We start from the raw sequence: 22,490 nt of genomic DNA, 5'->3' as shown, positions 1-22,490 counted from the left end.
CAGGCGCAAGGCGGCGGGGTCCTGCTGGGCCCTCACCACGTCAGTGACCAGCGCCGTGTAGTCGGCCCCCACGTGCTGGCGCGCCTGGGAGACGTAGTAGGCGACTGCCAGGGCGCAGAGCGTGGCGATCAGGCTGAACGCCACGACCAGGCGCACTCCCAAGCCTCGGGTCGAGGCTGCACTCATAGGGCGCTGATCTCCTGAATCGCCCAGATCCAGCGCGTCATCGGCACGCTGCCCTCCCGCGCGGCGGCGGCGTCCTCGGGCACCACCAGCATCAAGGGCCCCAACGCCGCCTCGCCGACGGGTTCGCCGTCGAGGCGCGTGACCAGCAGGTAGCGCTTCTCCCGTCGCTGCGCCGGAGTGAGAAAGGTCGTGTAGCCATCGAGGGCGAGGAACCTGACACGGCGCGCCTCCTCGAGGCCCTGGGCAGCGAGGAAGTCATCCAGCCAGACCCCGGAAAAGGTACCCTCCGGCCCTTCCGGATGGCGCATCTCCACCGTATGGAGGCCAGGTGCTTCGATCTGCTCAAGGGTCAGCTCGCGAGACTCGGTGCCCTGCGTCAGGGTCAGCGCCGGGGAGGCGCCGTCGGCGATGGCACCACCGGCAACGGCCAGCAGAAGCCAGCCGGCCAGGCACCAGACACGACCAGGAAATGAAGGAACACGCATGGGGACTCCCGTGACGGGATGAAAGATGAAGAATGGCCACACTCAGGCGGCGCGCCTGGCCCGGAACGCGACCCGAGTTTGGCGTGACTATCGCGGATAATCATGGCCAGTGTCCACATTTTGCGACACTATCTCACCAACACTTCGTCAACCCGGCCTTGCGGAAAGCTCAGGGTGACGTGCCTTCCGGCAATAAGATTCAGGGTGACGCACCCATGTCTGCTATAAAGAATGGCATCAACGCCCCGGCCTGGAGAACGGATGCCCTTTTCTGGTTTCTCGCCATACTGGCGAACCGGCCCCCTGTTGCTCTGTGCCTGGTTGCTCAGTGGCCTGGCCCTGGCAGACGAGACACTGAAGGTGGGCATCTATCACAACCCGCCCAAGCTGATGCTGGATGAAGACCAGGCCCCGAGCGGCATCCTAGGCGAGTTGCTGCAAGCCATGGCACGGGAGGAAGGCTGGGACCTTGAGGTTGTCAGCTGCTATTGGCGCGACTGCCTGACAGGTCTCTACCAGGGAGAGATCGATCTGCTGCCCGACGTGGCATGGAGCCCCGACCGCGCCACCCGTCTCGACTTCCACCGGGTACCGGCCCTGCGCAGCTGGTCGCAGGTCTACCAGGCAACCGGTGAGCGGCTCGAAGCCATCGTCGACCTCGACGGCCACCGCGTGGCGGTGCTGGATGACTCGATCCAGGAGCGCTACTTGCGTGAGTTGGCTACCAGTTTCGACATCGAGATAGACCTCTTGAAGGTAGAGACCCAGGATGCTGTCTTGAGCTCGGTGCGCGGCGGTCAGGCAGACGCCGTGGTCGTCAATCGGCACTTCGGGGAGTGGCAACTGCCCGAGCCGGGTGTGTCGGCGACACCGATCATGTTTCAACCTGTCCGGCTCTACTATGCGGCATTACCCGGCCAGCAAGTCGAGGTACTTGATCGCATCGATGCCCGGCTCGAGGCATGGAAAGCCGACCCCGACTCGCCCTACTTCGCCATCCTCGAGCGCTGGGGCCTGCGCACCAACGAGGGGGTACGGATTCCTCAAGCATTCTGGTGGGGACTGGGTGGCCTGGGAAGTGTCCTGGCACTGGCCCTGGGCGGCAACCTGCTGCTCCGTCGGCGGGTAGCCGAGCGCACCAGGGAACTTGCCAGCAGCGAACAGCGCCTGGCCAGCATCCTCGACAGTGTGGAGGCCTACATCTACATAAAGACGCCGGAACTGCGCTACGCCTATGTCAACCGGCAACTTTGCGATCTGCTGGGTCGCTCGACCGAGGCGATCATCGGCCGTGGCGACGAGACGCTGTTCGACGCCGAGACGGCCGCGCGACTGCGAGCCGATGACCTCAGAGTCTTCGACGAAGGCCGGAAGATTCGTCAGGAGGAGCACAACGTCCTGGCCACGAACGGCGATCAACGGACCTTCCTCACCACCAAACTACCCCTGCGGGACACCGCTGGACGCATCACTGCCCTCTGCGGTATCTCCACCGACCTGACCGACTACCGCGAGATTCTCGAGCAGAACCACCGCATGGCCTTTCATGATCCCCTCACGGACCTGCCCAACCGGCGCCTGCTGATGGAACGTCTCGCCCAGGCCGTTCGGGGCGTTCACCGCACCGGGCGCTTTGCCGCCTTGCTGCTGATCGACCTGGACCAGTTCAAGCTCGTCAACGACCTGCACAGCCACCTCATGGGGGACCGGCTGCTGCAGCGGATCGCGACTCGCCTGAGCGGATACAGCCATGACGCCAACACCCTCGCCCACCTGGGCGGTGATGAGTTCGCCCTGCTCATCGAGGATCTCGCACCGCCTCTGGAGTCCGCCGCCCAGCACGCCGAGAGGGTCGCCATGGACCTGCTGGAGACCATTCGCCACGCCCGAGACCACGAGGATGACCCGACCGTGACGGCCAGCATCGGCCTGACGATCCTGACCGGCAACGAGGTCGACGCCGGCAGCTGCATGCAGCAGGCCGACATCGCCCTGGGCCAGGCAAAGACGGCCAACGGCAATACCCTGCGCTTCTTCAATCCCGAGATGCACGCCAGGGTCAAGGCTCGCGCTCGCCTCGAGAGCGACCTGCAGTACGCCCTGGAGCGCCAGGAACTGCTCCTCTACTACCAGCTGCAGGTCGACCGGCAGGAGCGGCCCATCGGGTTCGAGGCTCTGTTGCGCTGGCAGCACCCCGAGCGGGGGCTGGTGTCGCCGGCGGACTTCATTCCCCTGGCCGAGCAGAGCGGGCTGATACTGCCCATCGGCCAGTGGGTACTGGAGACTGCATGCCACAAGCTGGTCGAATGGGCCGACATGCCCGGCCGGGACACCTTGACAATCGCCGTCAACGTCAGTACAGAGCAATTCCGTCAGCCCGGCTTCACCGCACGGGTGAAGGAGGTGCTGGACAAATCGGGGGCCGACCCCCGACGTCTGGTATTGGAGGTCACGGAATCACTGCTGATGAACGACCCGGAGCAGGTCAAGGCGACCCTGGCCGAGCTGCGCCGGATCGGTATCCGACTGGCCCTCGACGACTTCGGCACCGGTTACTCGTCGTTGAACTACCTGAAACAGCTGCCGATGGATGAGCTGAAGATCGACCGCAGCTTCACCTCGGGCGTCGTGGATAGCCCGGCCGATGCCGCCATCGTCGAGACCACCCTGACACTCGCCGAGAATCTGGGACTCACGGTGATCGCCGAAGGCGTGGAAACCGATGCCCAGTTCGAGTGGATCAGGGCAAGAGGCTGCACGGGGTTTCAGGGCTTTCTGTTCGGCCGGCCGGCTCCCGTGGAGGCGCTTGATCTTCCCTGCGCTCCTGACGCTTAGCCGTCATGCGGCGCACGGGTCCCGCCCAACCTGCGAGGCCAGATCAAGGGCGCGCCGGGCACGCGTCACTGGTGATCCAGCCGCATGCAACGTTGCGCTCTTCACAGGACCTGGCCACGCTCGCCCAGCCCGATCGCTGGCTATCAGATCAGAGCTTGACGGTGGGATCGGCAAAGCCCTGCGGCACGTAGAGGTTGTGCGTCCCGAGGTTCTTGACGTCGGTCTCTCCGCACAGGGCCATGGTGGTATCCAGCTCCTTGTGGATGAGCTCGAGTGCCTTGGTCACACCTGCCTCTCCGGCGGCACCCAGGCCGTAAGTGAAGGCGCGGCCAATATAGGTACCCTTGGCCCCCAGCGCCAGCGCCTTCAGCGCATCCTGGCCGGAGCGAATGCCCGAATCGAAGTGGACCTCGACCTGGTCGCCCACTGCCTCGATGATCGATGGCAGCATGCGGATGGAGCTGACGGCCCCGTCCAGCTGGCGCCCCCCGTGGTTGGAGACGATGATCGCATCGACGCCGACCTCCACCGCACGCCGCGCATCCTCCGGCGTCATGATGCCCTTGACGATCAGCTTCCCGCCCCACCATTTCTTGAACTGGGCGATACGCTGCCAATCCAGCGACACATCGAACGCTTCCGCCGTCCAGGTAGAGAGTGACGACGGATCGCTCACCCCCTTGGCATGGCCGACGATATTGCCGAACGAGCGGCGCTTGGTGCGCAGCATTTCCAGCCCCCAGGGGATCTTGGTCGCCATGTTGGCGATCGAGCGCGCGGTCAGCTTGGGGGGAGCGGATAGCCCGTTCTTGATGTCCTTGTGGCGTTGGCCCAGTACCTGCAGATCGACCGTGACGACAACCGCGGAACATTTGGCGGCCTTGGCGCGCTCGAACAGGCGACGCATGAAGTCGTCGTCCTTCAAGGTGTAGACCTGAAACCAGAATGGCTGGGTCGTATGCGCAGCAACGTCTTCGATCGAACAGATCGACATGGTCGAGAGCGTGAACGGCACGCCGAACGCCTCGGCCGCCCGTGCCGCCTTGATCTCACCGTCGGCCGACTGCATGCCCGTCAGCCCCACCGGTGCCAGCGCCACCGGCATGGCCACCTCCTCGCCGATCATCTGGCTGCGCGTGGTGCGCCCGGCCATGTCGACGGCCACCCGCTGCTTGAGGTGGATGTGCTGGAAGTCACTGCTGTTTTCGCGAAACGTCTGCTCCGTCCAACTGCCGGATTCGGCGTAGTCGTAGAACATCTTCGGGGTGCGGCGGACGTAGTGACGTCGCAGATCTTCGATATTGGTATAGACCGGCATGTGCTCTCCTGAACAAAGGGATTCCCGTCGCGGTTGATTCGCCACGCGTGCCGATGAGCTCGCATCGACCGAGCGACCCTGCAGACCCGCCGGCGCGGCGTGGTAAAACATCAGTCGCCTCACTGTACCACCTGCGCGGCGCATACCGCCGCGAGAAGCCACCGCCCCCCCTCCGCGTGTTGATCTGTCAGAATGGAGGGAATGCACAGGGCGGTGGCCGGCCCATGGCCCGAGCGCCTGCCACGCCGATATTACTCCCCACGTTCCACCAGGAGGCCCCATGGCCGTGATACTGCAGGTGCACTTTCCCTTCCCCGGCCCCTTCGGCGACGAGATGGCCGAGGCCCTCGCCCCACTGGCGAGGTCCATCAACGAGGAGCCCGGCCTGCTGTGGAAGATCTGGACCGAGGACGCCGAGCGCCAGCTGGCCGGCGGCGTCTACCTGTTCGCCACGCGGCAGGACGCCGAGGCCTACCGCCAGATGCACACCGCCCGGCTGGAAGGCATGGGAGTGACCGGCATCGAGGCGCAGATCCTCGAGACCAACGCGGCGCTGTCGAAGATCAATGGCGGGCCGCTCTCGGCATGACAGCCCCCGTGGCACCTGTCCACGGTCCCTGCCCCCCATGTTCCTCCCCCATCGGCCCAGCAAGGAGCGCCCCGCCGGGGCGCTCACGGTCCACACCTTCCTGCAAGATCCCGGACGCCTTTCCTCCCGATGACAGGGTCGCCAGTCGTCCACTCCCCCTGTCCCGTAATGCGGGGGTAACAACCGAACCCCTTTAACGTTATGTTATAACATGTTTTCTATCCCTCGCAGGAGGCTCCCTATGCCGGCGACGGCTCTCCCCACCGCCCGCCTGTCCCTGGAAGCCAAGGAGCGACAGGAGCAGCAGGAACATCACTACCGCAAATCGAGAGGAAAAGGCTGATGGCATCACAGCAACGGCCCTGCCGGTGACCGTGCTTTCCGGCTTTCTGGGCGTCGGCATGCACTGCGGCAACCTGACGCTCCCTCTTCAATTTAGCTATGTTATATAGTAACAAATATTGCCACCCACGAAATAAGAGATGAGCACCGCCATGCGCACTTATCTCCCACGCACTGCGATATACCAACGCCGCAGCCTGGCCGGCATTCTGCTGGCCATTTTCCTGCTGGGGCTCGCCGCGCCGGCAGCCGCCGCGCCCCATACGTTGTTCGTCAGCCTTCTGCCGCAAAAGCAGATGGTCGAGGCCGTGACGGGCGACCTGGCCGAGGTGGAAGTGCTGGTACCGCCCGGCCAGAGTCCGGCCACCTTCGAGCCCGGCCCTCGTCAGATGACCCGGCTCAGCGACGCGCTGGCCTACTTCTCGATCGGCGCGCCCTTCGAGGATAGCTGGCTGCCGCGACTCGAGCAGGCCCATCCCGACGTCACCTTCGTGGATACTCGCGAAGGAATCGAGTTGATGACCATTGCCCAGCACCTCCACGCCGTGCCCGAGGGCAGCACACTGGACCCGAAGCGCCTGGACCGGCATATCTGGGTCAGCCCAAGGCGCATGATTCAGCAGACCCGCAACGTGCGTGACGCCCTGATAAAGCTGCTGCCGGCACATGCCGAGCAGCTCCAGTCCAATGCACAGCGCCATATCGACGCGCTGGAGACGCTGGACCGGGACATGGCAGAGACGCTGCGCAAGGTGGAAGGACGCGCCTTCATGGTCTTTCACCCGGCCTGGGGTTACCTGGCCAGTGACTACGGGCTGCGCCAGATTCCCATCGAGATGGATGGCCGCGAACCCGGGCCCCGGGCGCTGCAGGCCACCATCGAGACGGCGCGCGCCGAAGAGGTCAAGGTGATCTTCGTCCAGCGCCAGTTCAACCAGGACGTGGCCCGGGCGGTCGCCGACGCGGTGGATGCAGAGATTGTCGCCATTGATCCCCTGGCCGAGAACTTCCTGGCCAATATGCGCCATATTGCCGAGGTGCTGGCAAAGTGGCTATAACATCACCGCCGCTGCTGCGCCTGGAAAAGGTGGCGTTCAGCTACGCCGATGGCGCGCCGGTACTGCGCGATGTCAGCTACCGGCTGGATGCCCCACGTCTGGTGGCGATCAGCGGCCCCAATGGCGGCGGCAAGAGCACGCTGCTGCGCCTGATCGCCGGGCTCCTGACCCCCACCCGGGGTGACATCCAGCTGCTGGGTGGCAGCATCCGGCAGCAACGCCATCGACTCGGCTATGTGGCCCAGTACCCCACCCTGCAGGCGGATGCCCCGCTCAGCGTGCGCGATATCGTCGCCCAGGGCTGTCTGGGCGCGCGCTGGTGGCAGCGCCTGGACCAGGCCGACCATGCGCGGGTCGATGAGGCACTCGCTACCCTGAACATTGCTGACCTGCAACGACGCACGCCGCGGGCGCTCTCCGGCGGGCAGCGCCAGCGCATGCTGATTGCCCGCGCCCTGGCGGCGCGCCCGGAGATGCTGTTGCTCGATGAGCCCTGTGCCCACCTGGATCACGAGAGCGGCGATGGGCTGCTGACCACCCTGGCAGCACTGGCAACGCGTCTGCCGATCCTGATGGTCACCCACGACCTCGAGCAGGCCTGGCCCCATGCCGGCGAGCTGCTGCATGTGGACCGCTGCCTGTCGCGGCGCTCCCTGACGCTGCCCGACATCCACCCGACCGCTCACGGAGAGGCCGCCCACCAATGACCTTCCTTCATGCCCTCTGGCACTACCCCTTCCTGCAGATCGTGATGCTCGCCGGTCTGGCCAGCGCGGTGGCCAGCGGCGTGGTGGGGCCGCTGGTCGTCTCGCGACGCATCGCCTTCATGGCCGGCGGCATCGCTCACAGTGTGCTGGGTGGCCTGGGCATTGCTCATTGGCTGGGCGCACCGCCGCTGCTTGGCGCCCTGCTGGCCGCCGTAGTCTCGGCCCTGCTGATCGCCTTCGCCAGCCTGCGCGCGCGGGAAAACGAGGACATGCTGATCGGCGCCCTCTGGGCAGTGGGCATGGCCATCGGCATCATCGCCCTGGCCCAGGCCCCCGGCTACAGCGTCAACCTGATGAGCTACCTGCTGGGCAGCCTGATGATGGCCACCCGCGACCAGGTCGTGCTGATGCTGGGCCTCAATGCGCTCATGCTGGGGCTGCTGTGGCTGAGTTACCGGCCGCTGATGGCCACGCTGTTCGATCCCGAGTTCGCCGCGCTGCGCGGTGTACCCACCGGCCTTCTCTACTCGGGCTTTTTGGTCGTGGTCGCGCTGGCCGTGGTAGTGCTGGTCTACACCGTGGGGCTGGTCATGGTCATGGCGCTGGTCACGCTGCCTGCCGCCACGGCTCGCCTGGGCACGGCGCGCCTGCCCGCCATGATGCTGGCCGCCAGCGGCGCGGCGATGCTGGCCGTGGTGCTTGGGCTGGCCGTGGCCTATGCCGGCGACACACCGGCCGGCGCCACCATCGTGCTGTGCGCCGCACTGCTCTACCTCGCAGGCCTGTTGATCCGGCATCTGGCCCAACGACAGCGACGGCATACGCAACCGAAAGGGCCGTGAGCCGCAGCGCCGCGTCTCCACAAGAGGCCGGCATGACCTCATCGTTGCGCTGAACGCCCGCTTCGGCTAGGCAGACACCCGCTGCGCCTGGCACGCTATCGCGACCTCGAGCCCCAGGAGTGACCGCCCACGTGAGCCAACGCCCCCCTTCCATGGCCTCGCTGATCGCCTTCGACGCCACGGCACGCCTGGGCTCCATGACCGCAGCCGCCGATGAGGAGCGAACCACCCAGCCGACCATTTCCCAGCGCATCCGCGCGCTGGAGGAGCGCCTGGGGCTGCCCCTTTTCCATCGACAGGGCGGCCGGTTGACCCTGACCGCCCAGGGCGAGCGGTTCCATCGCGAGATAGCACCCGGCCTCAAGCAGATCCGGGAATCCTGCGAGCGGCTGATTCAGGATGGCAAACGGCCCTCTCCCTCCGTGGTGATCGCTGCCGGCTCCGGCTTCACGCACCTGTGGCTGCTGCCACGCCTGCCGGCACTCAAGCAGGCGTTTCCCGAGCTCAGTTTCCAGCTGATGCCCATCGACCGGGCCGACGACCCGGAGCTCCAGGCAGCCGATATCGCGATTCGTTTCGGCCCTCACGTCCCCCAGGACCACGCGCGCCTGGTGGCGAGTGAAGCCGTGTTCCCCGTATGCAGCCCCGACTACGCCCGCCAGCATAGCCTGGCGGAGACGCTGACCACGGCGGACCTGCCGGCCATCTCGCTGCTGCACCAGGACATTCGCGACCCTCGCTGGCTGAACTGGGCGCAGTGGTGCCGGCATGCCGGGCTGATCCTGGCGCCCCGGGACGACCTGTTCGCCTACCACAACTACGCCCTGCTGCTGAATGCTGCCCTCGCCCATCAGGGCGTGGCGCTGGGCTGGTCGATCCTCGTTCAGGACTACCTGGCAAGCGGCCAGCTGATGGCGCTGGGGCCCCGGGTCACGCGCCAGGACTACGGCTACTGGCTCAGCGTCAAGCATCACCGCAGCGCTGTGGTCGAGCCGGTCAGCGACTGGCTGCTCGACGCCGTCCCGCCGTTTCCTGCGTGAGCCCGGCGAGACGCCTGATGCGGCGCCTCATCGCGTCAGGAAAACCGGCTCACGAACACCCTCATGGCTCCAGCGGCTGCTCCTCGCCGATCACCGCCGGATCGAAGGGCGTGCGCGAGAACACCCGCCGAAGCATCGGTTCGAAATGCGCCAGCGGCGGCGTCGGGTAGTCCGGATAGAAGGCGGCCTGGTCATAGCGCTCGCAGAAATCGACGCAGCTCTGGTACCAGGGATGGTCGCGGTAGCGATCACGCTCATGCGGGTCGCCGCCGAAGTGGTGAGCATAGTAGACCTTCTGGAACAGGCCATGGTGGTGCACCACCCAGGTCACCTCGGCGCGCACATAGGGGCGGATGATGGCCGCGGCCAGCTGGGAGTGGTTGTAGGGCGCCAGCTCGTCGCCGAGGTCGTGCAGCAGCGCGCCGATGATCATGTCCTCGTCGGCACCGTCCGCCTCGGCGCGCGCAGCCGCCTGCAGGGAGTGCTCCAGTCGTGAGACCTGGTAGCCGCTCAGGGTGTTCTCCAGGTTGCGCAGCGCCTGCAGGAGGCGATCCACCAGCCCCTGATTGAACGCCTCTTCCAGGCGGTCGAGAAAGGCATATTCCTCACGGGTGCCGTCCTTCATCTGTCGAAATGCGACCTTGTCCATTCAGGCGACCTCCTCGATGGATTCATGGTGTTTCAGCAGGCTGGCGAAGCGCTCACGCGGGCCGTCGGTGTCCAGGTAGCAGCCCTGCAGGTGACGATGCCCTTCGCTGGGGTCATAGCTGGTGCGCCCGTGCAGCACACGGCTGTTGTCGAACAGCATCAGCTCGCCGGCATCGAGGGTAAAGCGCGCCTCATAGACGGGGTCCGCCAGCAGCTCGCCGAGCCGCTGACGCGCCCGGTGGAACTGGCGGGTCTGGGCATCGGAGAGCAGCGGCAGCGCGTCCAGGCGCGGGCTGTAGTGAACGCCGGTCGGATGGCCGTCATCGTCGGTCTGGATCATGGTGCGCTGGGTGACCAGCTCGGTGCCGGCGTCGACGAAGCGAAAGCGCACCGGGGTGGTCTTGAGCAGCGCATAGCCCTCGGGGTCTTCCTGGCGCAGCCGCTCGAGCACCTTGAGGCTGTCGGCCAGGGTCGACAACCCACCGCGGGTCTCGTTGACCAGGCAGTGCAGCAGCTGGATGCCCGGCACCGGGTTGCGATAGGGGTTATCGGTATGCGGCCCCAGCGCCACGCTGCGATAGGCCAGGTCGTTGCCGCTGGGCCGCGAGTAGACCTCGAAGTAGCGCCCGAAGTTGGTCTCCTTCACATAGCCGTAGTGGCTGCCCACCTGGAGGATACGCTCGGGATCGGTAGGCACACCGTAGAGGATCAGGTAGCCGTAGCGCAGATAGGCGTCCAGGGAGTCGCGGAAGTAGGCCGGCTCCTTGAGCACCCGTTGCCAGTCGAAGCGCACGCGCTGCTGGTCCAGGCTGGCGTCCCAGGGCTCGGCGGCAGGAAAGATCGCCGCGGCGTCGTCAAGCTCACTGGCCAGCACACGGAGGTCATACGTCTCTCGATGCCCATCGCTGAACGCCAGCGCCACATGCTGCTCATCGACCCGCGACGCGCTCTCCAGCGTCAGGGACACGTCGATGGCATGGGAATCGAAAAGGCGCTGCTGGGTCATCGCCTCCAGCTGGTCCGGCGCCTGGGTGCGCTCGCGCAACCAGAGCGGGCTGATCTCTCGCGTCTGCTGGCCGTCGTCGAGGACGACTGCCGGGGGCTGCTCGTGAATGACAAAGGCATAGGGGGTGGACATCTCGGGCTTCCTCGGTTGGCTTCGGTCATCACGCTAGCGATGGGATGCATGGTGATACCCAAGCCGGACGGGGAGTAGAGCCGCCGGCTTATCCCGGGGCATGCAATTTTCTTATACCCTCTTCGCGACACAGGACACCCAGGCCTTGCGGCAATGGAAGACAACGCAAGGAAGACCTCGCGCGATAGGGCCTGGCGAGACAGTCGCGCGAAAGAGCCACGTGAGATAGCCCGTGGGGAAGAAAGGCACGCGGAAAACGGGTATCGCGAGGGGGTCAGTAGCGCAGCTCGCGAAACGCCTTGATCACCTGGCTGGCCAGGGCCTCGCTGGCCTCCCCGGCTCCCTCACGGCGCACCAGCACGACATGATAGTCCCCCAGGTCGGGCAACCCGGCCTCGCGGGGCAGCTGCCGCAGTGGCGACGTCACCAGGCTGACGGGAAAGGGGGCCACGGCGATATCGGCAAGCATCGCGGCCTCCTGGCCGGCCCAGTGCTCGCTGGTGTAGGCGATGCGATAGGCCCGGCCGATGGCGTCAAGCGCCGATAGTGCCCTGCCACGCCAGGGCCATCCCTGACTGGCCAGGGCCACCGGCAGAGGCGAGCGCCAGGCTGCCACGCCACCGTCGCGACCGGCCCACACCAGCGGCTCGGTATGCACGATATCGCCCTGGGCCGCTGTCTGGCCCGGGGTACCGGCGGTCATCAGGATGAGGTCGAGTTCGCCAGCCTCCAGCTGGCGCTGCATCTCCACGCTGCCGCCAACGACGACATCGACCTGCACCGCCGGATACGTGCGCGCGAATTGCGCCAACACCTCGGGAAGAATCCTGGCGCCCTGGTCGTCGGGCGTGCCGAAGCGCACCGTGCCCTCCACCGGCGGGGCGAGAAAGCGCGTTACCGCCTCCTCGTTGAGCTTGAGCAGCCGCCGGGCATAGCCCAGCAGCACCTCGCCCTCCGGGGTCAGCCGTACCTGGCGCGCCTCGCGTACGAAAAACCTGTGCCCCAGGGTGTCTTCCAGCCGCTTGATCTGCATGCTCAACGCCGAGGGCGTGCGGGACACCTCGCGCGCGGCGCGGGTAAAACTGCCGCGTTCGGCTATCGCCACGAAGGTCCGCAGCACCTCGATATCCAGTAGCGGCAGCGGCCCTGCATGGACCTTCGGGGAGGAGAATGACATGCCATACCTTTCAGATTTTCTGAAAGCTCAATGTAATCCTTTTCGTTGGATTCAACAAAGATCCTCAACCATGCTGTTCACGACATCGCAACAGACATCCTCCAACCTCGACCCAGTGATCGCCATTGCCGGTCATCGACCAGAGGAGGCAACGACATGCGTCATCTCGATCATTCCCGCCAGCTCGACACCATCACAGAGCGCACCACTCGTCCGTCCATGCCGAGGTTCTGCATGCCGGCCATGCCGCCACTCGGGCTGATGGCCTCCATCGAGAAGCGGCTGCGGGCGTGGCGGCAGCGCAACCACCATCGTACCTATTGAGGCGAGCACGTCGCCGCCGGTATTCACCACAGGCCTATCTGGGTGGCCACCCAGCGCCCCGGCGCCAGGGTGCTGCTGGAGAACCGCCGGGACTCGGTGGAACAAGTGGCCCTTGTGGTGGGCTACGGAGATATCAGCGCCTTTCGCAAGATGTTCCTCAAGTACACCGGGCTGATGCCGAGCCAGCATCGGGCTCGGCTCGGAAATAGCGGAACGAGGGATAGCGGGAAACCGGGGTGGGGGTGGGGAGTGGGGGTAAGCCCCCGATTACGCCTGCTGCCATGGGTCGATCAACGGGATACCAAACGGCTCGAAATCCTTGACGTTGCGAGTGGCAAGCACCGCCTGGTGTCGAAGGCAGATTGCCCCGATCTGAGCATCTGCCATCTGTACGGCCCTGCCCGACTGTTCACTAGCAGCCACACATTCAGCGTAGCAAACCGCTGCATCGGCGTCGAAGGGCAGGATCCGACCGGCGAAGTCCTCCTCGAACATCGCCGCCGCGGCAACCGCCAGCGCGCGCTTGCGACGCCCTTCCGGCAGGCGCTGAATACCGTAGAGAATCTCGGCAACGGTGATCGAGGTAATGGCCACCGAGGAGGCATCCTGAGCATCCAGCCAGCCCACCACCGTCGGCTCGGATGAATGACGCATCAACTCGGAGAGCACGTTGGTATCCAGCACGATCACTCTTCGAACTCCGCCGCCCGCGGCCGCTGCTGGCGGCTCGGCACTTCCAGTTCGACGCCGCCCTGTTCAGCGAATCGCTGCCGGATTTGGCTGCCCAGACCCTGCTGCGGCTCCGCCGTCAGCGCCCGACGCAAGATGAGGCGTACCTCCTCCTCCATGGAGTGCCCATGGCGCGCCGCCGCCAGGCGCAGCTCAGCCTTCAGCGCATCATCCAAGTGGCGAATCGTCATCGTCGCCATGGCACTCTCCTCTCTTGGCCACAATCAATGCTGGCATTGACTGCAAAATAGGCCAGAGATTCCCCACCTGCCACTACATCCTTGACGTGCGCCCATTCCTTTAATAGAACGTTCGTTAAAAGGAACATTTCGAGGTATCCATGGACAAGCTTGCCCTCGGTACCCTGGGCCAACACCTGCAGACCCTGCGCCTTTCCCAAGGCTGGACGCTGTCGCAGCTGGCCGCCGCCGCCGGCATGGCCAAATCGAACCTGTCGCGTCTCGAGCAGGGCATCGGCAACCCCACCCTGAATACCCTCTGGCGCCTGGCCGTGCAGCTGAACGTGCCCTTTGGCACCCTGGTGGCGCCCATTGCGGTGCCCCTCGGCGAAGATGGCGTGGAAGTGCATCTGCTCGACCAGGGCAAAGACACGCCCCAGGTCGACGCCTACTGGATGCGCTGCGCGCCCAACACCACGCGCCACGCAGAGCCCCACACCCCAGGTGCCCACGAGTCGCTCACCCTGATCAGCGGTCGGCTCGAGGCCGGCCCGGAAGGCGCCACCACTCCTCTTACCGCCGGCGACACCCTGACCTTCGCCGCCGACCGCCCGCACCTGTATCGCACCACCGACGCCTGGGCCACGCTGCTGCTTAGCGTTATCTATCACGAGGAACCTGCACCATGAGCCTACAGGCTGCCACGTCTTCGCGCCGCGCATGGCTGACCGGCGTGCGCGAAGCCATCCCGCTGCTTGGCGGCTACGTGCCGGTGGCCATCTCCTTCGGGTTGATCGCGACTCAGGCCGGCTTCACCGCCTGGGAGGCGGTGATCATCTCGACCCTGGTCTACGCCGGCGCCTCGCAGTTCCTGTTCGTCGGCATGGCCGCCGCCGGCTCGCCGCTGTGGCTGGTGGTGGTGATGACCCTGTTAATCAACGTGCGCCACGTGGTCTATGCGCCCAACCTGGCGCCCTGGCTGACAGCCAGCCGCTGGTGGCCCTGGCTAATGCACGCCCTCACCGACCAGGTGTTCGCCCTGGCCCACACCCGCCTGCCACAGCTGCCGGAAGCGCAGCGGCTCGGCTGGTTCAGCGGCGCCGCCCTGTTCGCCTGGGCCAGCTGGGTCGGCGGCACCGCCCTGGGCGCCGTGGCCGGCGAGGGGCTGACCGCGCGCTGGCCGCTACTCGGCGACGTCATGCCTTTCGCCCTGCCCGCCCTGTTCCTGGTGCTGCTGGCACCGCGCCTCACCTCCTGGCGCTGGAGCCTGGCGCTGGGCAGCAGCATCGCCATTGCCCTGCTGATGACCGTGATCGGCCTGACCAACGCCGCCATTCCCCTCGCCGCGGCCTGCGGCGCCCTGTGCTTCTACCTCGTCCGACTAGAGTCAACCCGGGGCGTGAAGCGAAGCACGAAAACGGAAGATATACACGGAGAAAAGGCATCAGGAGCACGCCATGAGTAGCGCGCTGTGGTTCGCCGTGCTGGCTTCGGCGGCAGGCACCCTGTTGATGCGGCTGCTGCCGCTGCTGTGGATGCAGCGCCGCCTCAAGCGACGCGCCCCCGATGACGGCCTCGAAGCCATGCCCCAGTGGCTCGGCATCCTGGGGCCGATGATGATCGCCGCCGTGCTCGGCACCTCGTTGGTACCCCATAGCCCCGATGCCCTCTCCTGGCTTGCCACCGTCATCGGCGTGCTGGTGACCCTCGGGGTATGGTGGCGGCTGCGCTCCCTGGGCTGGCCGGTCGCCGCCGGCGTGGCGGCTTATGGCGCGGTTTTGATAGCACTCGGCTAATACAACCTGCCTTTAGGCCTGGATTCAGGGGCGAAGCAGGCTGCATGATGACTCATAGCAGAGAATAAACGGAGTGGTGGGCCCAGTCAGACTCGAACTGACGACCAAGGGATTATGAGTCCCCTGCTCTAACCAACTGAGCTATAGGCCCTTGCAGCGGATGGCGCCGAGCGGCGCCGCCGTATGATAGCGAATGGCGATGGAGGTGACCATAGCCGGCCGGCATTGCCGAGCCGAATCTTCCCCAAGGCACTTCCTTGTGCCGGTCCCCGACGCCGAGCGCGTGGCGCTGAGGGCCTGCCCCCGCCGGCGCTTAGGGCCTTCGCTGCTGGGCGGCGCCTACTTCATGTGGGGGCTGAGGTGCCGATGATCGGGTCAGCTGTCGGCCGCCATGGAACTCGACGGGCGCTGGCTACACTAATGGAAAGAGGCGTCGACAGGCGTCATCGGATATATGGACCTTCACGGATCACAAGGAGTGAACGCATGTCCCAACGTAAACCGCTCAATCACGCCATCAAGCAGACCAGCCTGGGGATACTGTTTGCCGGCGGCCTGGCCGTGGCCGGCAGTGCCGTTGCCCAGCCCCAGGGCCTCTACTCGGCCGACGAGCTGCTCGATGCCGATGTCTATGCCACGTCCAGCAGCGAACCGATCGGCGACGTCGAGGACATCCTGCTCGACAACGACATGCAGGTCCGTGCTCTGGTCATCGACACCGGCACTCTGCTCGACTTCAAGGGCGAGCAGCAGTTCGTGATCGAATCCGGGAAGTTCACCGTCGAGACCCGGGACGGCAACAGCCTCGAGGAGATGGAGTATCGGGTGAATGTCGACCTGAGCGAAGAACAGGTCGCCGAGCAGCCGCAATACACCAATGACTGGTGGCAGAATGCTCGGGAAGGGGCCCAACAGGCCTGGGAAGACACCAAGGAGGGCGCCGCCAGCGCCTGGGAAACCACTCAGGAAGGGGCGTCACGCGCCCTGGATCGCATCGGCGAGGCCCTGGAGAACGTCGGCGAACGGACCCGCAAGGCGGCAGACCGCTCCACCGAGTAACGCCTCGGCCTCAGTCCGCCCGCCAAGCCCGGTCATCGACCGGGCTTTTTTGGTTCACCGCAATTCGGCGTGAAAACGGTGGGAATTTCGCGTAGGTCGGATAAGCCGAAGGCACATCCAGCGTGACGATGGTGCCCTCTCCACCCCCGGTGCGCTGGCGCTTACCGGGCCTACGGAGGTTGGGTGGCCAGCCGTTGTCTCGTGCAGTCAACTATCACGCCAGCCTGTGAAGGCCCTTTTTTCCCTTCCCTACGCGTCTCATCTGAAAAGGCTGGCGTTTCGATCCTTGGCCCTGGGGCGTGCCGGGGCTTTTCATGCCGGCGACACGCCGGAGTTGCCCCGAGGGGCCAGCATTCACGACAATACGCGGTCTCCTCCCACCACCACGCAAGGATGCCGCCCATGCTCGCCGAACTCTTCGCCGTGATGGCGCCCGTGCTCACCGGGGCGGGGCTCGGCTTCATCTGGGTGCGCCTCGGCCACGACTTCCCGGTCGCCTTCGTCACTCGTCTGGTCTTCAACATCGGCACCCCGGCCCTGGTACTGGCCTCGCTCTCCGGCGCGGAGATCGACGCCGACAGCTTCGGGCGCACCATGCTGGCCACGGCGCTGGTGCTTATCGCCATGGCCGGGATGACGTTCCCGCTGGCCCGGCTGCTGGGCAAGGAGTGGCGGGTGCTGCTGGCCCCCACCATGTACCCCAACACCGGCAATATGGGCCTGCCGGTAGTGCTCTACGCCTTCGGCAGCACCGGCTTCGTGTTCGGCATCACGGTGATGGTCACAGTCGCGCTGTTCCAGTTCACCCTGGGCACTATCCTGGCCAGCCGCGGCAACCCCCTGAAGTCTCTGGCGAAGACACCCGTGGTCTACGCCATCCTCATTGCCCTGGGGCTGCTGCTCACCGACACCGACCTGCCCCTCTGGCTTGCCAACAGCGTCGACCTGATCTCGGGCTTCACGGTGCCGTTGATGCTGATCACCCTGGGCGTCTCGCTGGCCAGCATTCATGCCCGTAACCTCGGGTCCGGCATTGGCTTCAGCCTGTTGCGCATCCCGGTGGCCGCCGGGATTGCCTGGGGTATCGGCAGCCTGTTGGGCCTTCCGCCCATGGCGCTGGCCATCCTGGTGCTGCAGATGAGCATGCCGGTGGCGGTGTTCAACTACCTCTTCGCCCAGAAGGCCGGTCGCGAGCCGCAGTACGTGGCGAGCCTGGTGTTCTGCTCCACCCTGTTGTCGCTGGTCTACCTGCCGATCCTGCTGGCAATCCTGATGTAGCACCGCTATCGCCGCACCCCCTCATGAGGAACACCCTACCCCCGGCAGACTCCTTGTGTAGAGTCCCTATGCGGAGACAGCCAGCGACTGGGTCTACCTCACCTGGAGCCAGGCCGGCGACGGCGGCAGGGTGGTCGAGCGCAAGGTGATCCTCGAGGACGAGATCGGCCGCATCCACGACGAGCGCCTGGGCCAAGAGGTGGTCAGATTCGACACATGATCACTCTTGCGCCATCCTGCAGATCTTCGAGACCTCTGGTTTTAATTTGAATGATCATTCAAAAACCACTAGGGTAGGTTCCACTTCCTCGCCACCTGGTGCCGCTGTCAACGCAGTAGCATGGCATCATGGTGTCGTTTTGTTACGTCACAACACTCGACCCTTCGGCGCATCCCGCCTGATGACGGGGAGCCGACAAAAGGCAGAGCCAATGAACGAGAACCGAAACGTCAAGATTCGGGTACGCAACCTGACCAAGGTCTTTGGCAACCAGCCGAAGAAGGCGCTCGAACTACGCAAACAGGGACTGAAGCGCCCCGAGATTTTCGACAAGACCGGCCAGACACTGGGTCTGTCGAACATCGACTTCGATGTCTACGAGGGCGAACTGCTGGTGATCATGGGGCTGTCCGGCTCGGGCAAGTCGACCCTGATCCGTTGCCTCAACCGCCTGATCGAGCCCACCGAAGGCGAGATCGTCATCGACGGCGAGAACATCCCCGAGCTCAGCGAGAAGGAGCTGCTGGATTGCCGCCGTCGCCACTTCTCCATGGTGTTCCAGAACTTCGCGCTCTTCCCCCACCGCACGGTACAGCAGAATGCCGAGTTCGGCCTGGAGATTCGCGGCGTGGACAAGGAGGAGCGAACCAAGGTGGCGCGCAATGCCCTCCACCACGTCGGCCTGGACGGTTGGGAAGATGCCTACCCCAACCAGCTCTCCGGCGGCATGCAGCAGCGGGTGGGGCTGGCCAGGGCACTGGCCAATGACTCCACGGTGCTGCTGATGGATGAAGCCTTCTCGGCACTGGACCCGCTGATCCGCGGCGACATGCAGCAGGAGTTGCTGGAGCTGCAGCACCGCATGCAGAAGACCACGGTGTTCATCACCCACGACCTGGACGAGGCGATCAACATCGGCGACCGCATCATCCTGCTCAAGGATGGCGAGATCGTGCAGATCGGCACGCCGGAGGAGATACTTACCCACCCCGCGGATGACTATGTGGCACGCTTCATCGAGGGCGTGGACATGTCCAGGATCCTCACCGCCCAGCATGCCATGCGGCCGGTGCGCGCCACCGCCCGTGAGGAGGACGGCCCGCGCACTACCCTGCGCAAGATGAGCGAGAACGGGCTGGACTCCATCTACGTCACCAGCCGTGACCGCAAGCTGCAGGGTCTCGTCGTGGTGGATGCCGTCGAGCAGGCCGCGAAGGAAGGCAAGGAGAGCATCCGTGACATCATGACCCAGGACTTCCGCGCCGTCGGCCCCGAGGAACCGCTGCACAATCTCTTCGCCATGTTCACCGAGAAGAGCTTCCCCATCGCCGTGGTGGACGACAGCCGCAAGCTGCTGGGCGTGGTGGTCAAGGGCGCCGTCCTCGACGAGCTGGCCCAGGCTGCCGAGCCCCCCCAGGTGGGCGAAGACGGGAGCGATAACGCGAACCAGAACATCGCAGCGGCAGGAGACGCATGATGGCTATCGAGATTCCGAGCATCCCGCTGGGCGACTGGATCGAGGGCGGCCTCGACTGGCTGACCAGCGAATACTCCATCGTCACCCGCGCCATCTCCCGGGTGACCCAGACCGGCATCGACGGGCTCAACGACGCTCTGATGTGGCTGCCCGAGTGGGGCCTGCTGGCGATCATCGTCGGGCTGTGCTGGTGGGTAGCGAACCTGCGACTGGGCATCGGCGCTGCCCTCGGCCTGGCGCTGATCTGGAACCTGGGGCTCTGGGAGCCGATGATCGAGACCCTCACCCTGGTGGTGATCGCCACCTTCGTGGCGGTGGTAATCGCCATCCCGGTGGGCATTGCCGCGGCGCTCTCTGAGCGGCTCTACAAGACGATCATGCCGGTCCTGGACTTCATGCAGACCATGCCGGCCTTCGTCTATCTGATCCCGGCGATTCCCTTCTTCGGCATCGGCTCGGTGTCGGCGATCTTCGCCACGGTGATCTTCTCCATGCCACCGGCGATCCGCTTCACCACCCTGGGCATCCGCCAGGTACCGGTGGAGCTGATCGAAGCCGCCGACGCCTACGGTGCCACCCGCAGCCAGAAGCTGGTCAAGGTGCAGCTGCCGATGTCACTGCCCACGGTGATGGCCGGCATCAACCAGACCATCATGCTGGCGCTCTCCATGGTGGTGATCGCCGCCATGATCGGCGCCGATGGCCTGGGCAGCGAGGTGTGGCGCGCCATCCAGCGCCTGCGTCCGGGCGACGGCTTCGAGGCCGGCATCGCCGTGGTGATACTCGCCATGCTGCTCGACCGCGTGACCCAGTCGCTGCGCAAGGGCCGCAAGTCCTGATCGTCGGAGATACCCCTTGATTCCGTCGGTAAGCACCTCCAAGGTGAGCAGTTGAACGCCAAACAAAGAGGTACACGATGAACAAGCACCCGCTGAACCGTCGCATCCGTCTCGCCGGCCTGGCCATGGCCGCCGGCGCCGCTCTCACCGCCGGTACGGCCCAGGCCCAGGACAAGGGCAGCGTGCACCTGGCCTACGTGGAGTGGGCTTCCGAGGTCGCTTCCACCAACGTGATACGCAACGTGCTCGAGCAGGCCGGCTACGAGGTAGAGATGACCTCGCTCTCCGCCGCCGCCATGTGGCAGTCCGTGGCCACCGGCGATGCCGACGCCATCGTTGCTGCCTGGCTGCCCACCACTCACGCCGACTACATGGAGCGCGTGGGCGACGAGGTCGTCGACCTGGGTCCCAACCTGGACGGCACCAAGCTCGGCCTGGTGGTACCGGCCTACAGCGACGTCGGCTCCATCGCCGAGCTCGACAAAAACGCCGAGGCCTTCAACGGCAAGATCGTCGGCATCGACCCGGGCGCCGGCATCATGAGCCTCACCGAGGAGGTCGTCGACACCTACGAGCTCGAGGAGATGGATATCCAGAGCGGCAGCGGCGCCACCATGACCGCGGCCCTGGACAGCGCCATCAACAACGAGGAAGACATCGTGGTCACCGGCTGGACGCCGCACTGGATGTTCGCTCGCTGGGACCTCAAGTACCTCGAGGACCCGAAGAACGTCTACGGCGGTGCCGAGCAGATTCACACCATCGTCCGCCAGGGGCTTGAGGAAGAGATGCCGGAGGCCTACGCCATCCTGGATGCCTTCGAGTGGACCCCGGAGCAGATGGGCGAGGTCATGCTGATGAACCAGGAGGGCGACGCCGACCCCTACGAGAATGCCAAGCAGTGGGTCGAGGAGAACCAGGACCTGGTCAAGGAGTGGCTGCCCGAATCGTAAGGGCATACCAGGCCTCGCGCGTCTTGCGGGGCTGACCGCATCAAGCGCAAGGGGAGGCACCGCAGGGTGCCTCCCCTTCTCGTTGGCGACGAACGACCACGCGGCGAACCTGTCGCCCAGAACAGACAGGTGCACTGCAATTCATGACGAGGATGGGTACCATGCCCGCCCGGGATGCGCAGTGCCGCCGTTGAATCGTCGCCTGGCAAGATGGCGCGGAACGGTCACACTGAACAGACTCGCAGCATTTTCGTGGCCAACAAGGAGATACAGGCATGTTCAAGAAGATCATGGTGCCGGTCGACCTGGCACATCTCGATCTGATCGAGCCATCGCTGCAGGCGGTGGCGGACCTCGCTCGCCACTATGATGCCGAGGTCTGCTACGTGGGGGTAACCGCCAACACACCCGGCAGCGTGGCGCGCACGCCCCAGGAGTACACGCAGAAGCTCGAGGCCTTCGCCCAGGAGCGGCAGAAGGTTCACGGCCAGCCGGTCAGCACCCACACCATCGTCAGTCCCGACCCGATCGCCGATCTCGACGACGACCTGATCGAGGCCATCGACGAGGTGGGCGCCGATCTCGTCGTCATGCCGACCCATCCCCCCAAGCACGTGGATGCGATCATGCCGTCCCACGGCGGCAAGGTGGCGACCCACACCAAGGCCTCGGTGTTCCTGGTGCGTCCCGGTGCGGGCCAGTAAACCGGGTCGGCAAACGCAAGCATACCAATAACTGCAAGGGAGATGTCTCGTGGCTCAAGATCCCCAAGACGAGAAACCCCAGGAGCCGACTGCCGGTTCCGAGGGGATTCCCGCCCCGCAGGGGGCGGCGAACCTGATCGATACCGACTACGTGATCGGGCAGGACAACATCACCGCATCCCCCCTGGGGATCAACGTGGACCTGCACGGCAAGGTCTTCCTGTTCTCCTCGATCGTGATCCTGCTGTTCGTGATCCTGACGCTGGCGCTGCAGGATCAGATGGAGCCGATCTTCAACAGCATGTTCAGCTTCCTGACCACCAACCTGGGCTGGTTCTTCATTCTCGGCGCCAACGTCTTCGTGATTCTTGCGCTGGTGCTGATCTTCACCCCGATGGGTAAGGTGCGCATCGGCGGTGCCGATGCCACCCCGGACTTCGGCTATCTCGGCTGGTTCTCGATGCTGTTCGCCGCGGGCATGGGCATCGGCCTGATGTTCTACGGGGTCTCGGAGCCGCTGGGCCACTTCGGCACCGCCATGGGCGGTATCAGCATGGGCGAGGACGG

At 65.3% G+C, this 22,490-nt stretch carries 24 protein-coding genes, 1 tRNA gene and 2 pseudogenes; 18 read left to right on the top strand and 9 right to left on the bottom strand.

Annotation, left to right across the window (positions count from 1 at the left end; translation table 11 throughout):
• Window positions 1-186: pseudogene (locus tag RI841_RS03625) on the bottom strand (hypothetical protein); the annotation flags it as partial.
• On the bottom strand, window positions 183-671 hold the full coding sequence (locus RI841_RS03620) for a molybdopterin-dependent oxidoreductase (protein WP_310704216.1): 489 nt from the start codon (window positions 669-671) through the stop codon (window positions 183-185). The pseudogene RI841_RS03625 and the gene RI841_RS03620, both read right to left, overlap by 4 nt.
• A 261-nt stretch (window positions 672-932) precedes the next feature.
• Here RI841_RS03620 and RI841_RS03615 point away from each other — a divergent pair, with 261 nt between their 5' ends.
• Window positions 933-3,506 carry an EAL domain-containing protein gene (locus RI841_RS03615; RefSeq protein WP_310704215.1) on the top strand — a complete coding sequence of 858 codons (2,574 nt, stop codon included), beginning with the start codon at window positions 933-935 and terminating at the stop codon, window positions 3,504-3,506.
• Between the two features lie 148 nt (window positions 3,507-3,654).
• On the opposite strand, the gene RI841_RS03610 is transcribed toward RI841_RS03615, so the two are convergent.
• On the bottom strand, window positions 3,655-4,986 hold the full coding sequence (locus RI841_RS03610; RefSeq protein ID WP_310704214.1) for an alpha-hydroxy acid oxidase: 1,332 nt from the start codon (window positions 4,984-4,986) through the stop codon (window positions 3,655-3,657).
• Between the two features lie 118 nt (window positions 4,987-5,104).
• On the opposite strand from RI841_RS03610, the gene RI841_RS03605 reads away from it, so the two are divergent.
• From RI841_RS03605 to RI841_RS03585, 5 genes are all read left to right on the top strand, one after another.
• Window positions 5,105-5,413: a monooxygenase gene (locus RI841_RS03605; protein ID WP_310704213.1), complete on the top strand. Its 309-nt coding sequence runs from the start codon at window positions 5,105-5,107 to the stop codon at window positions 5,411-5,413.
• Window positions 5,414-5,907: 494 nt separating this feature from the next.
• The gene (locus tag RI841_RS03600) at window positions 5,908-6,813 is read left to right on the top strand and encodes a metal ABC transporter solute-binding protein, Zn/Mn family (protein ID WP_310704212.1); all 906 of its coding nucleotides are present in this window, start codon (window positions 5,908-5,910) and stop codon (window positions 6,811-6,813) included.
• Entirely contained in the window at window positions 6,804-7,520 is a 717-nt protein-coding gene (locus tag RI841_RS03595) for an ATP-binding cassette domain-containing protein (protein WP_310704211.1), read from the top strand. Before RI841_RS03600 ends, RI841_RS03595 begins: the two co-directional genes overlap by 10 nt.
• Window positions 7,517-8,362, top strand: a complete 846-nt coding sequence (locus RI841_RS03590; RefSeq protein WP_310704210.1) for a metal ABC transporter permease — start codon at window positions 7,517-7,519, stop codon at window positions 8,360-8,362. Before RI841_RS03595 ends, RI841_RS03590 begins: the two co-directional genes overlap by 4 nt.
• Window positions 8,363-8,493: 131 nt before the next feature.
• Window positions 8,494-9,402 (top strand): LysR substrate-binding domain-containing protein, encoded by a 909-nt coding sequence (locus tag RI841_RS03585; RefSeq protein ID WP_310704209.1) that lies wholly within the window; start codon window positions 8,494-8,496, stop codon window positions 9,400-9,402.
• Between the two features lie 61 nt (window positions 9,403-9,463).
• Here RI841_RS03585 and RI841_RS03580 read toward each other — a convergent pair whose 3' ends face one another.
• The 3 genes from RI841_RS03580 to RI841_RS03570 all read right to left on the bottom strand — a co-directional run bounded on the left by RI841_RS03580 (window position 9,464) and on the right by RI841_RS03570 (window position 12,365).
• On the bottom strand, window positions 9,464-10,051 hold the full coding sequence (locus RI841_RS03580) for an HD domain-containing protein (RefSeq protein ID WP_310704208.1): 588 nt from the start codon (window positions 10,049-10,051) through the stop codon (window positions 9,464-9,466).
• Window positions 10,052-11,188 carry a TauD/TfdA family dioxygenase gene (locus RI841_RS03575; protein ID WP_310704207.1) on the bottom strand — a complete coding sequence of 379 codons (1,137 nt, stop codon included), beginning with the start codon at window positions 11,186-11,188 and terminating at the stop codon, window positions 10,052-10,054.
• A 274-nt stretch (window positions 11,189-11,462) separates the two neighbouring features.
• Complete coding sequence (locus tag RI841_RS03570; RefSeq protein ID WP_310704206.1) at window positions 11,463-12,365, bottom strand: LysR family transcriptional regulator; 903 nt, start codon at window positions 12,363-12,365, stop codon at window positions 11,463-11,465.
• 156 nt (window positions 12,366-12,521) lie between these two features.
• On the opposite strand from RI841_RS03570, the gene RI841_RS03565 reads away from it, so the two are divergent.
• On the top strand, window positions 12,522-12,689 hold the full coding sequence (locus tag RI841_RS03565; protein ID WP_310704205.1) for a hypothetical protein: 168 nt from the start codon (window positions 12,522-12,524) through the stop codon (window positions 12,687-12,689).
• Between the two features lie 42 nt (window positions 12,690-12,731).
• Window positions 12,732-12,875 (top strand): annotated as a pseudogene (locus RI841_RS16500) (helix-turn-helix domain-containing protein); the annotation flags it as partial.
• An 81-nt stretch (window positions 12,876-12,956) separates the two neighbouring features.
• On the opposite strand, the gene RI841_RS03560 reads toward RI841_RS16500, so the two are convergent.
• Entirely contained in the window at window positions 12,957-13,373 is a 417-nt protein-coding gene (locus tag RI841_RS03560) for a type II toxin-antitoxin system VapC family toxin (protein WP_310704204.1), read from the bottom strand.
• 2 nt (window positions 13,374-13,375) lie between these two features.
• Window positions 13,376-13,618 (bottom strand): FitA-like ribbon-helix-helix domain-containing protein, encoded by a 243-nt coding sequence (locus RI841_RS03555; protein WP_310704203.1) that lies wholly within the window; start codon window positions 13,616-13,618, stop codon window positions 13,376-13,378.
• Between the two features lie 140 nt (window positions 13,619-13,758).
• On the opposite strand from RI841_RS03555, the gene RI841_RS03550 reads away from it, so the two are divergent.
• From RI841_RS03550 to RI841_RS03540, 3 genes are read left to right on the top strand one after another with little or no spacing between them, the layout of a single operon-like run.
• Window positions 13,759-14,286, top strand: coding sequence for an XRE family transcriptional regulator (locus RI841_RS03550; protein ID WP_310704202.1), 528 nt, complete (start codon window positions 13,759-13,761; stop codon window positions 14,284-14,286).
• On the top strand, window positions 14,283-15,062 hold the full coding sequence (locus RI841_RS03545; protein WP_310704201.1) for an AzlC family ABC transporter permease: 780 nt from the start codon (window positions 14,283-14,285) through the stop codon (window positions 15,060-15,062). The genes RI841_RS03550 and RI841_RS03545 overlap by 4 nt, the downstream gene beginning before the upstream one ends.
• Window positions 15,055-15,393 (top strand): AzlD domain-containing protein, encoded by a 339-nt coding sequence (locus RI841_RS03540; protein WP_310704200.1) that lies wholly within the window; start codon window positions 15,055-15,057, stop codon window positions 15,391-15,393. Before RI841_RS03545 ends, RI841_RS03540 begins: the two co-directional genes overlap by 8 nt.
• A 74-nt stretch (window positions 15,394-15,467) precedes the next feature.
• On the opposite strand, the gene RI841_RS03535 is transcribed toward RI841_RS03540, so the two are convergent.
• A tRNA-Ile gene (locus tag RI841_RS03535) sits at window positions 15,468-15,544 on the bottom strand.
• 335 nt (window positions 15,545-15,879) lie between these two features.
• On the opposite strand from RI841_RS03535, the gene RI841_RS03530 reads away from it, so the two are divergent.
• The 7 genes from RI841_RS03530 to RI841_RS03500 form a co-directional block, all read left to right on the top strand.
• The gene (locus RI841_RS03530; protein WP_310704199.1) at window positions 15,880-16,452 is read left to right on the top strand and encodes a PRC-barrel domain-containing protein; all 573 of its coding nucleotides are present in this window, start codon (window positions 15,880-15,882) and stop codon (window positions 16,450-16,452) included.
• A 402-nt stretch (window positions 16,453-16,854) separates the two neighbouring features.
• Window positions 16,855-17,730: an AEC family transporter gene (locus tag RI841_RS03525; protein WP_310704198.1), complete on the top strand. Its 876-nt coding sequence runs from the start codon at window positions 16,855-16,857 to the stop codon at window positions 17,728-17,730.
• A gap of 431 nt (window positions 17,731-18,161) precedes the next feature.
• A complete protein-coding gene (locus tag RI841_RS03520) occupies window positions 18,162-19,427 on the top strand; it encodes a glycine betaine/L-proline ABC transporter ATP-binding protein (RefSeq protein ID WP_310704197.1) in 1,266 nt (421 codons plus the stop codon).
• Window positions 19,428-19,432: 5 nt separating this feature from the next.
• Window positions 19,433-20,266, top strand: a complete 834-nt coding sequence (locus RI841_RS03515) for a proline/glycine betaine ABC transporter permease (protein ID WP_310704217.1) — start codon at window positions 19,433-19,435, stop codon at window positions 20,264-20,266.
• Window positions 20,267-20,343: 77 nt separating this feature from the next.
• Complete coding sequence (locus tag RI841_RS03510) at window positions 20,344-21,219, top strand: glycine betaine ABC transporter substrate-binding protein (RefSeq protein WP_310704196.1); 876 nt, start codon at window positions 20,344-20,346, stop codon at window positions 21,217-21,219.
• A gap of 275 nt (window positions 21,220-21,494) precedes the next feature.
• Window positions 21,495-21,923: a universal stress protein gene (locus RI841_RS03505; RefSeq protein WP_310704195.1), complete on the top strand. Its 429-nt coding sequence runs from the start codon at window positions 21,495-21,497 to the stop codon at window positions 21,921-21,923.
• Between the two features lie 49 nt (window positions 21,924-21,972).
• A partial coding sequence (locus RI841_RS03500; protein WP_310704194.1) for a BCCT family transporter occupies window positions 21,973-22,490 on the top strand: 518 nt, incomplete at its 3' end.

Origin of the sequence: Halomonas sp. (genome assembly GCF_031581305.1) — a bacterium.
In the GTDB taxonomy this organism is placed as follows: domain Bacteria; phylum Pseudomonadota; class Gammaproteobacteria; order Pseudomonadales; family Halomonadaceae; genus Halomonas.
This window is presented reverse-complemented; position numbering and strand designations above follow the sequence as displayed.

What these genes read in the sequence shown, in the direction of transcription:
- RI841_RS03615 (WP_310704215.1), top strand. Translation starts at nt 933, where the DNA reads ATGCCCTTTTCTGGTTTCTCGCCATACTGGCGAACCGGCCCCCTGTTG.
- RI841_RS03555 (WP_310704203.1), bottom strand. Translation starts at nt 13,618, where the DNA reads ATGGCGACGATGACGATTCGCCACTTGGATGATGCGCTGAAGGCTGAG.
- RI841_RS03600 (WP_310704212.1), top strand. Translation starts at nt 5,908, where the DNA reads ATGCGCACTTATCTCCCACGCACTGCGATATACCAACGCCGCAGCCTG.
- RI841_RS03570 (WP_310704206.1), bottom strand. Translation starts at nt 12,365, where the DNA reads ATGTCATTCTCCTCCCCGAAGGTCCATGCAGGGCCGCTGCCGCTACTG.
- RI841_RS03525 (WP_310704198.1), top strand. Translation starts at nt 16,855, where the DNA reads ATGCTCGCCGAACTCTTCGCCGTGATGGCGCCCGTGCTCACCGGGGCG.
- RI841_RS03575 (WP_310704207.1), bottom strand. Translation starts at nt 11,188, where the DNA reads ATGTCCACCCCCTATGCCTTTGTCATTCACGAGCAGCCCCCGGCAGTC.
- RI841_RS03550 (WP_310704202.1), top strand. Translation starts at nt 13,759, where the DNA reads ATGGACAAGCTTGCCCTCGGTACCCTGGGCCAACACCTGCAGACCCTG.
- RI841_RS03605 (WP_310704213.1), top strand. Translation starts at nt 5,105, where the DNA reads ATGGCCGTGATACTGCAGGTGCACTTTCCCTTCCCCGGCCCCTTCGGC.
- RI841_RS03540 (WP_310704200.1), top strand. Translation starts at nt 15,055, where the DNA reads ATGAGTAGCGCGCTGTGGTTCGCCGTGCTGGCTTCGGCGGCAGGCACC.
- RI841_RS03545 (WP_310704201.1), top strand. Translation starts at nt 14,283, where the DNA reads ATGAGCCTACAGGCTGCCACGTCTTCGCGCCGCGCATGGCTGACCGGC.
- RI841_RS03530 (WP_310704199.1), top strand. Translation starts at nt 15,880, where the DNA reads ATGTCCCAACGTAAACCGCTCAATCACGCCATCAAGCAGACCAGCCTG.
- RI841_RS03590 (WP_310704210.1), top strand. Translation starts at nt 7,517, where the DNA reads ATGACCTTCCTTCATGCCCTCTGGCACTACCCCTTCCTGCAGATCGTG.
- RI841_RS03580 (WP_310704208.1), bottom strand. Translation starts at nt 10,051, where the DNA reads ATGGACAAGGTCGCATTTCGACAGATGAAGGACGGCACCCGTGAGGAA.
- RI841_RS03520 (WP_310704197.1), top strand. Translation starts at nt 18,162, where the DNA reads ATGAACGAGAACCGAAACGTCAAGATTCGGGTACGCAACCTGACCAAG.
- RI841_RS03505 (WP_310704195.1), top strand. Translation starts at nt 21,495, where the DNA reads ATGTTCAAGAAGATCATGGTGCCGGTCGACCTGGCACATCTCGATCTG.
- RI841_RS03620 (WP_310704216.1), bottom strand. Translation starts at nt 671, where the DNA reads ATGCGTGTTCCTTCATTTCCTGGTCGTGTCTGGTGCCTGGCCGGCTGG.
- RI841_RS03510 (WP_310704196.1), top strand. Translation starts at nt 20,344, where the DNA reads ATGAACAAGCACCCGCTGAACCGTCGCATCCGTCTCGCCGGCCTGGCC.
- RI841_RS03565 (WP_310704205.1), top strand. Translation starts at nt 12,522, where the DNA reads ATGCGTCATCTCGATCATTCCCGCCAGCTCGACACCATCACAGAGCGC.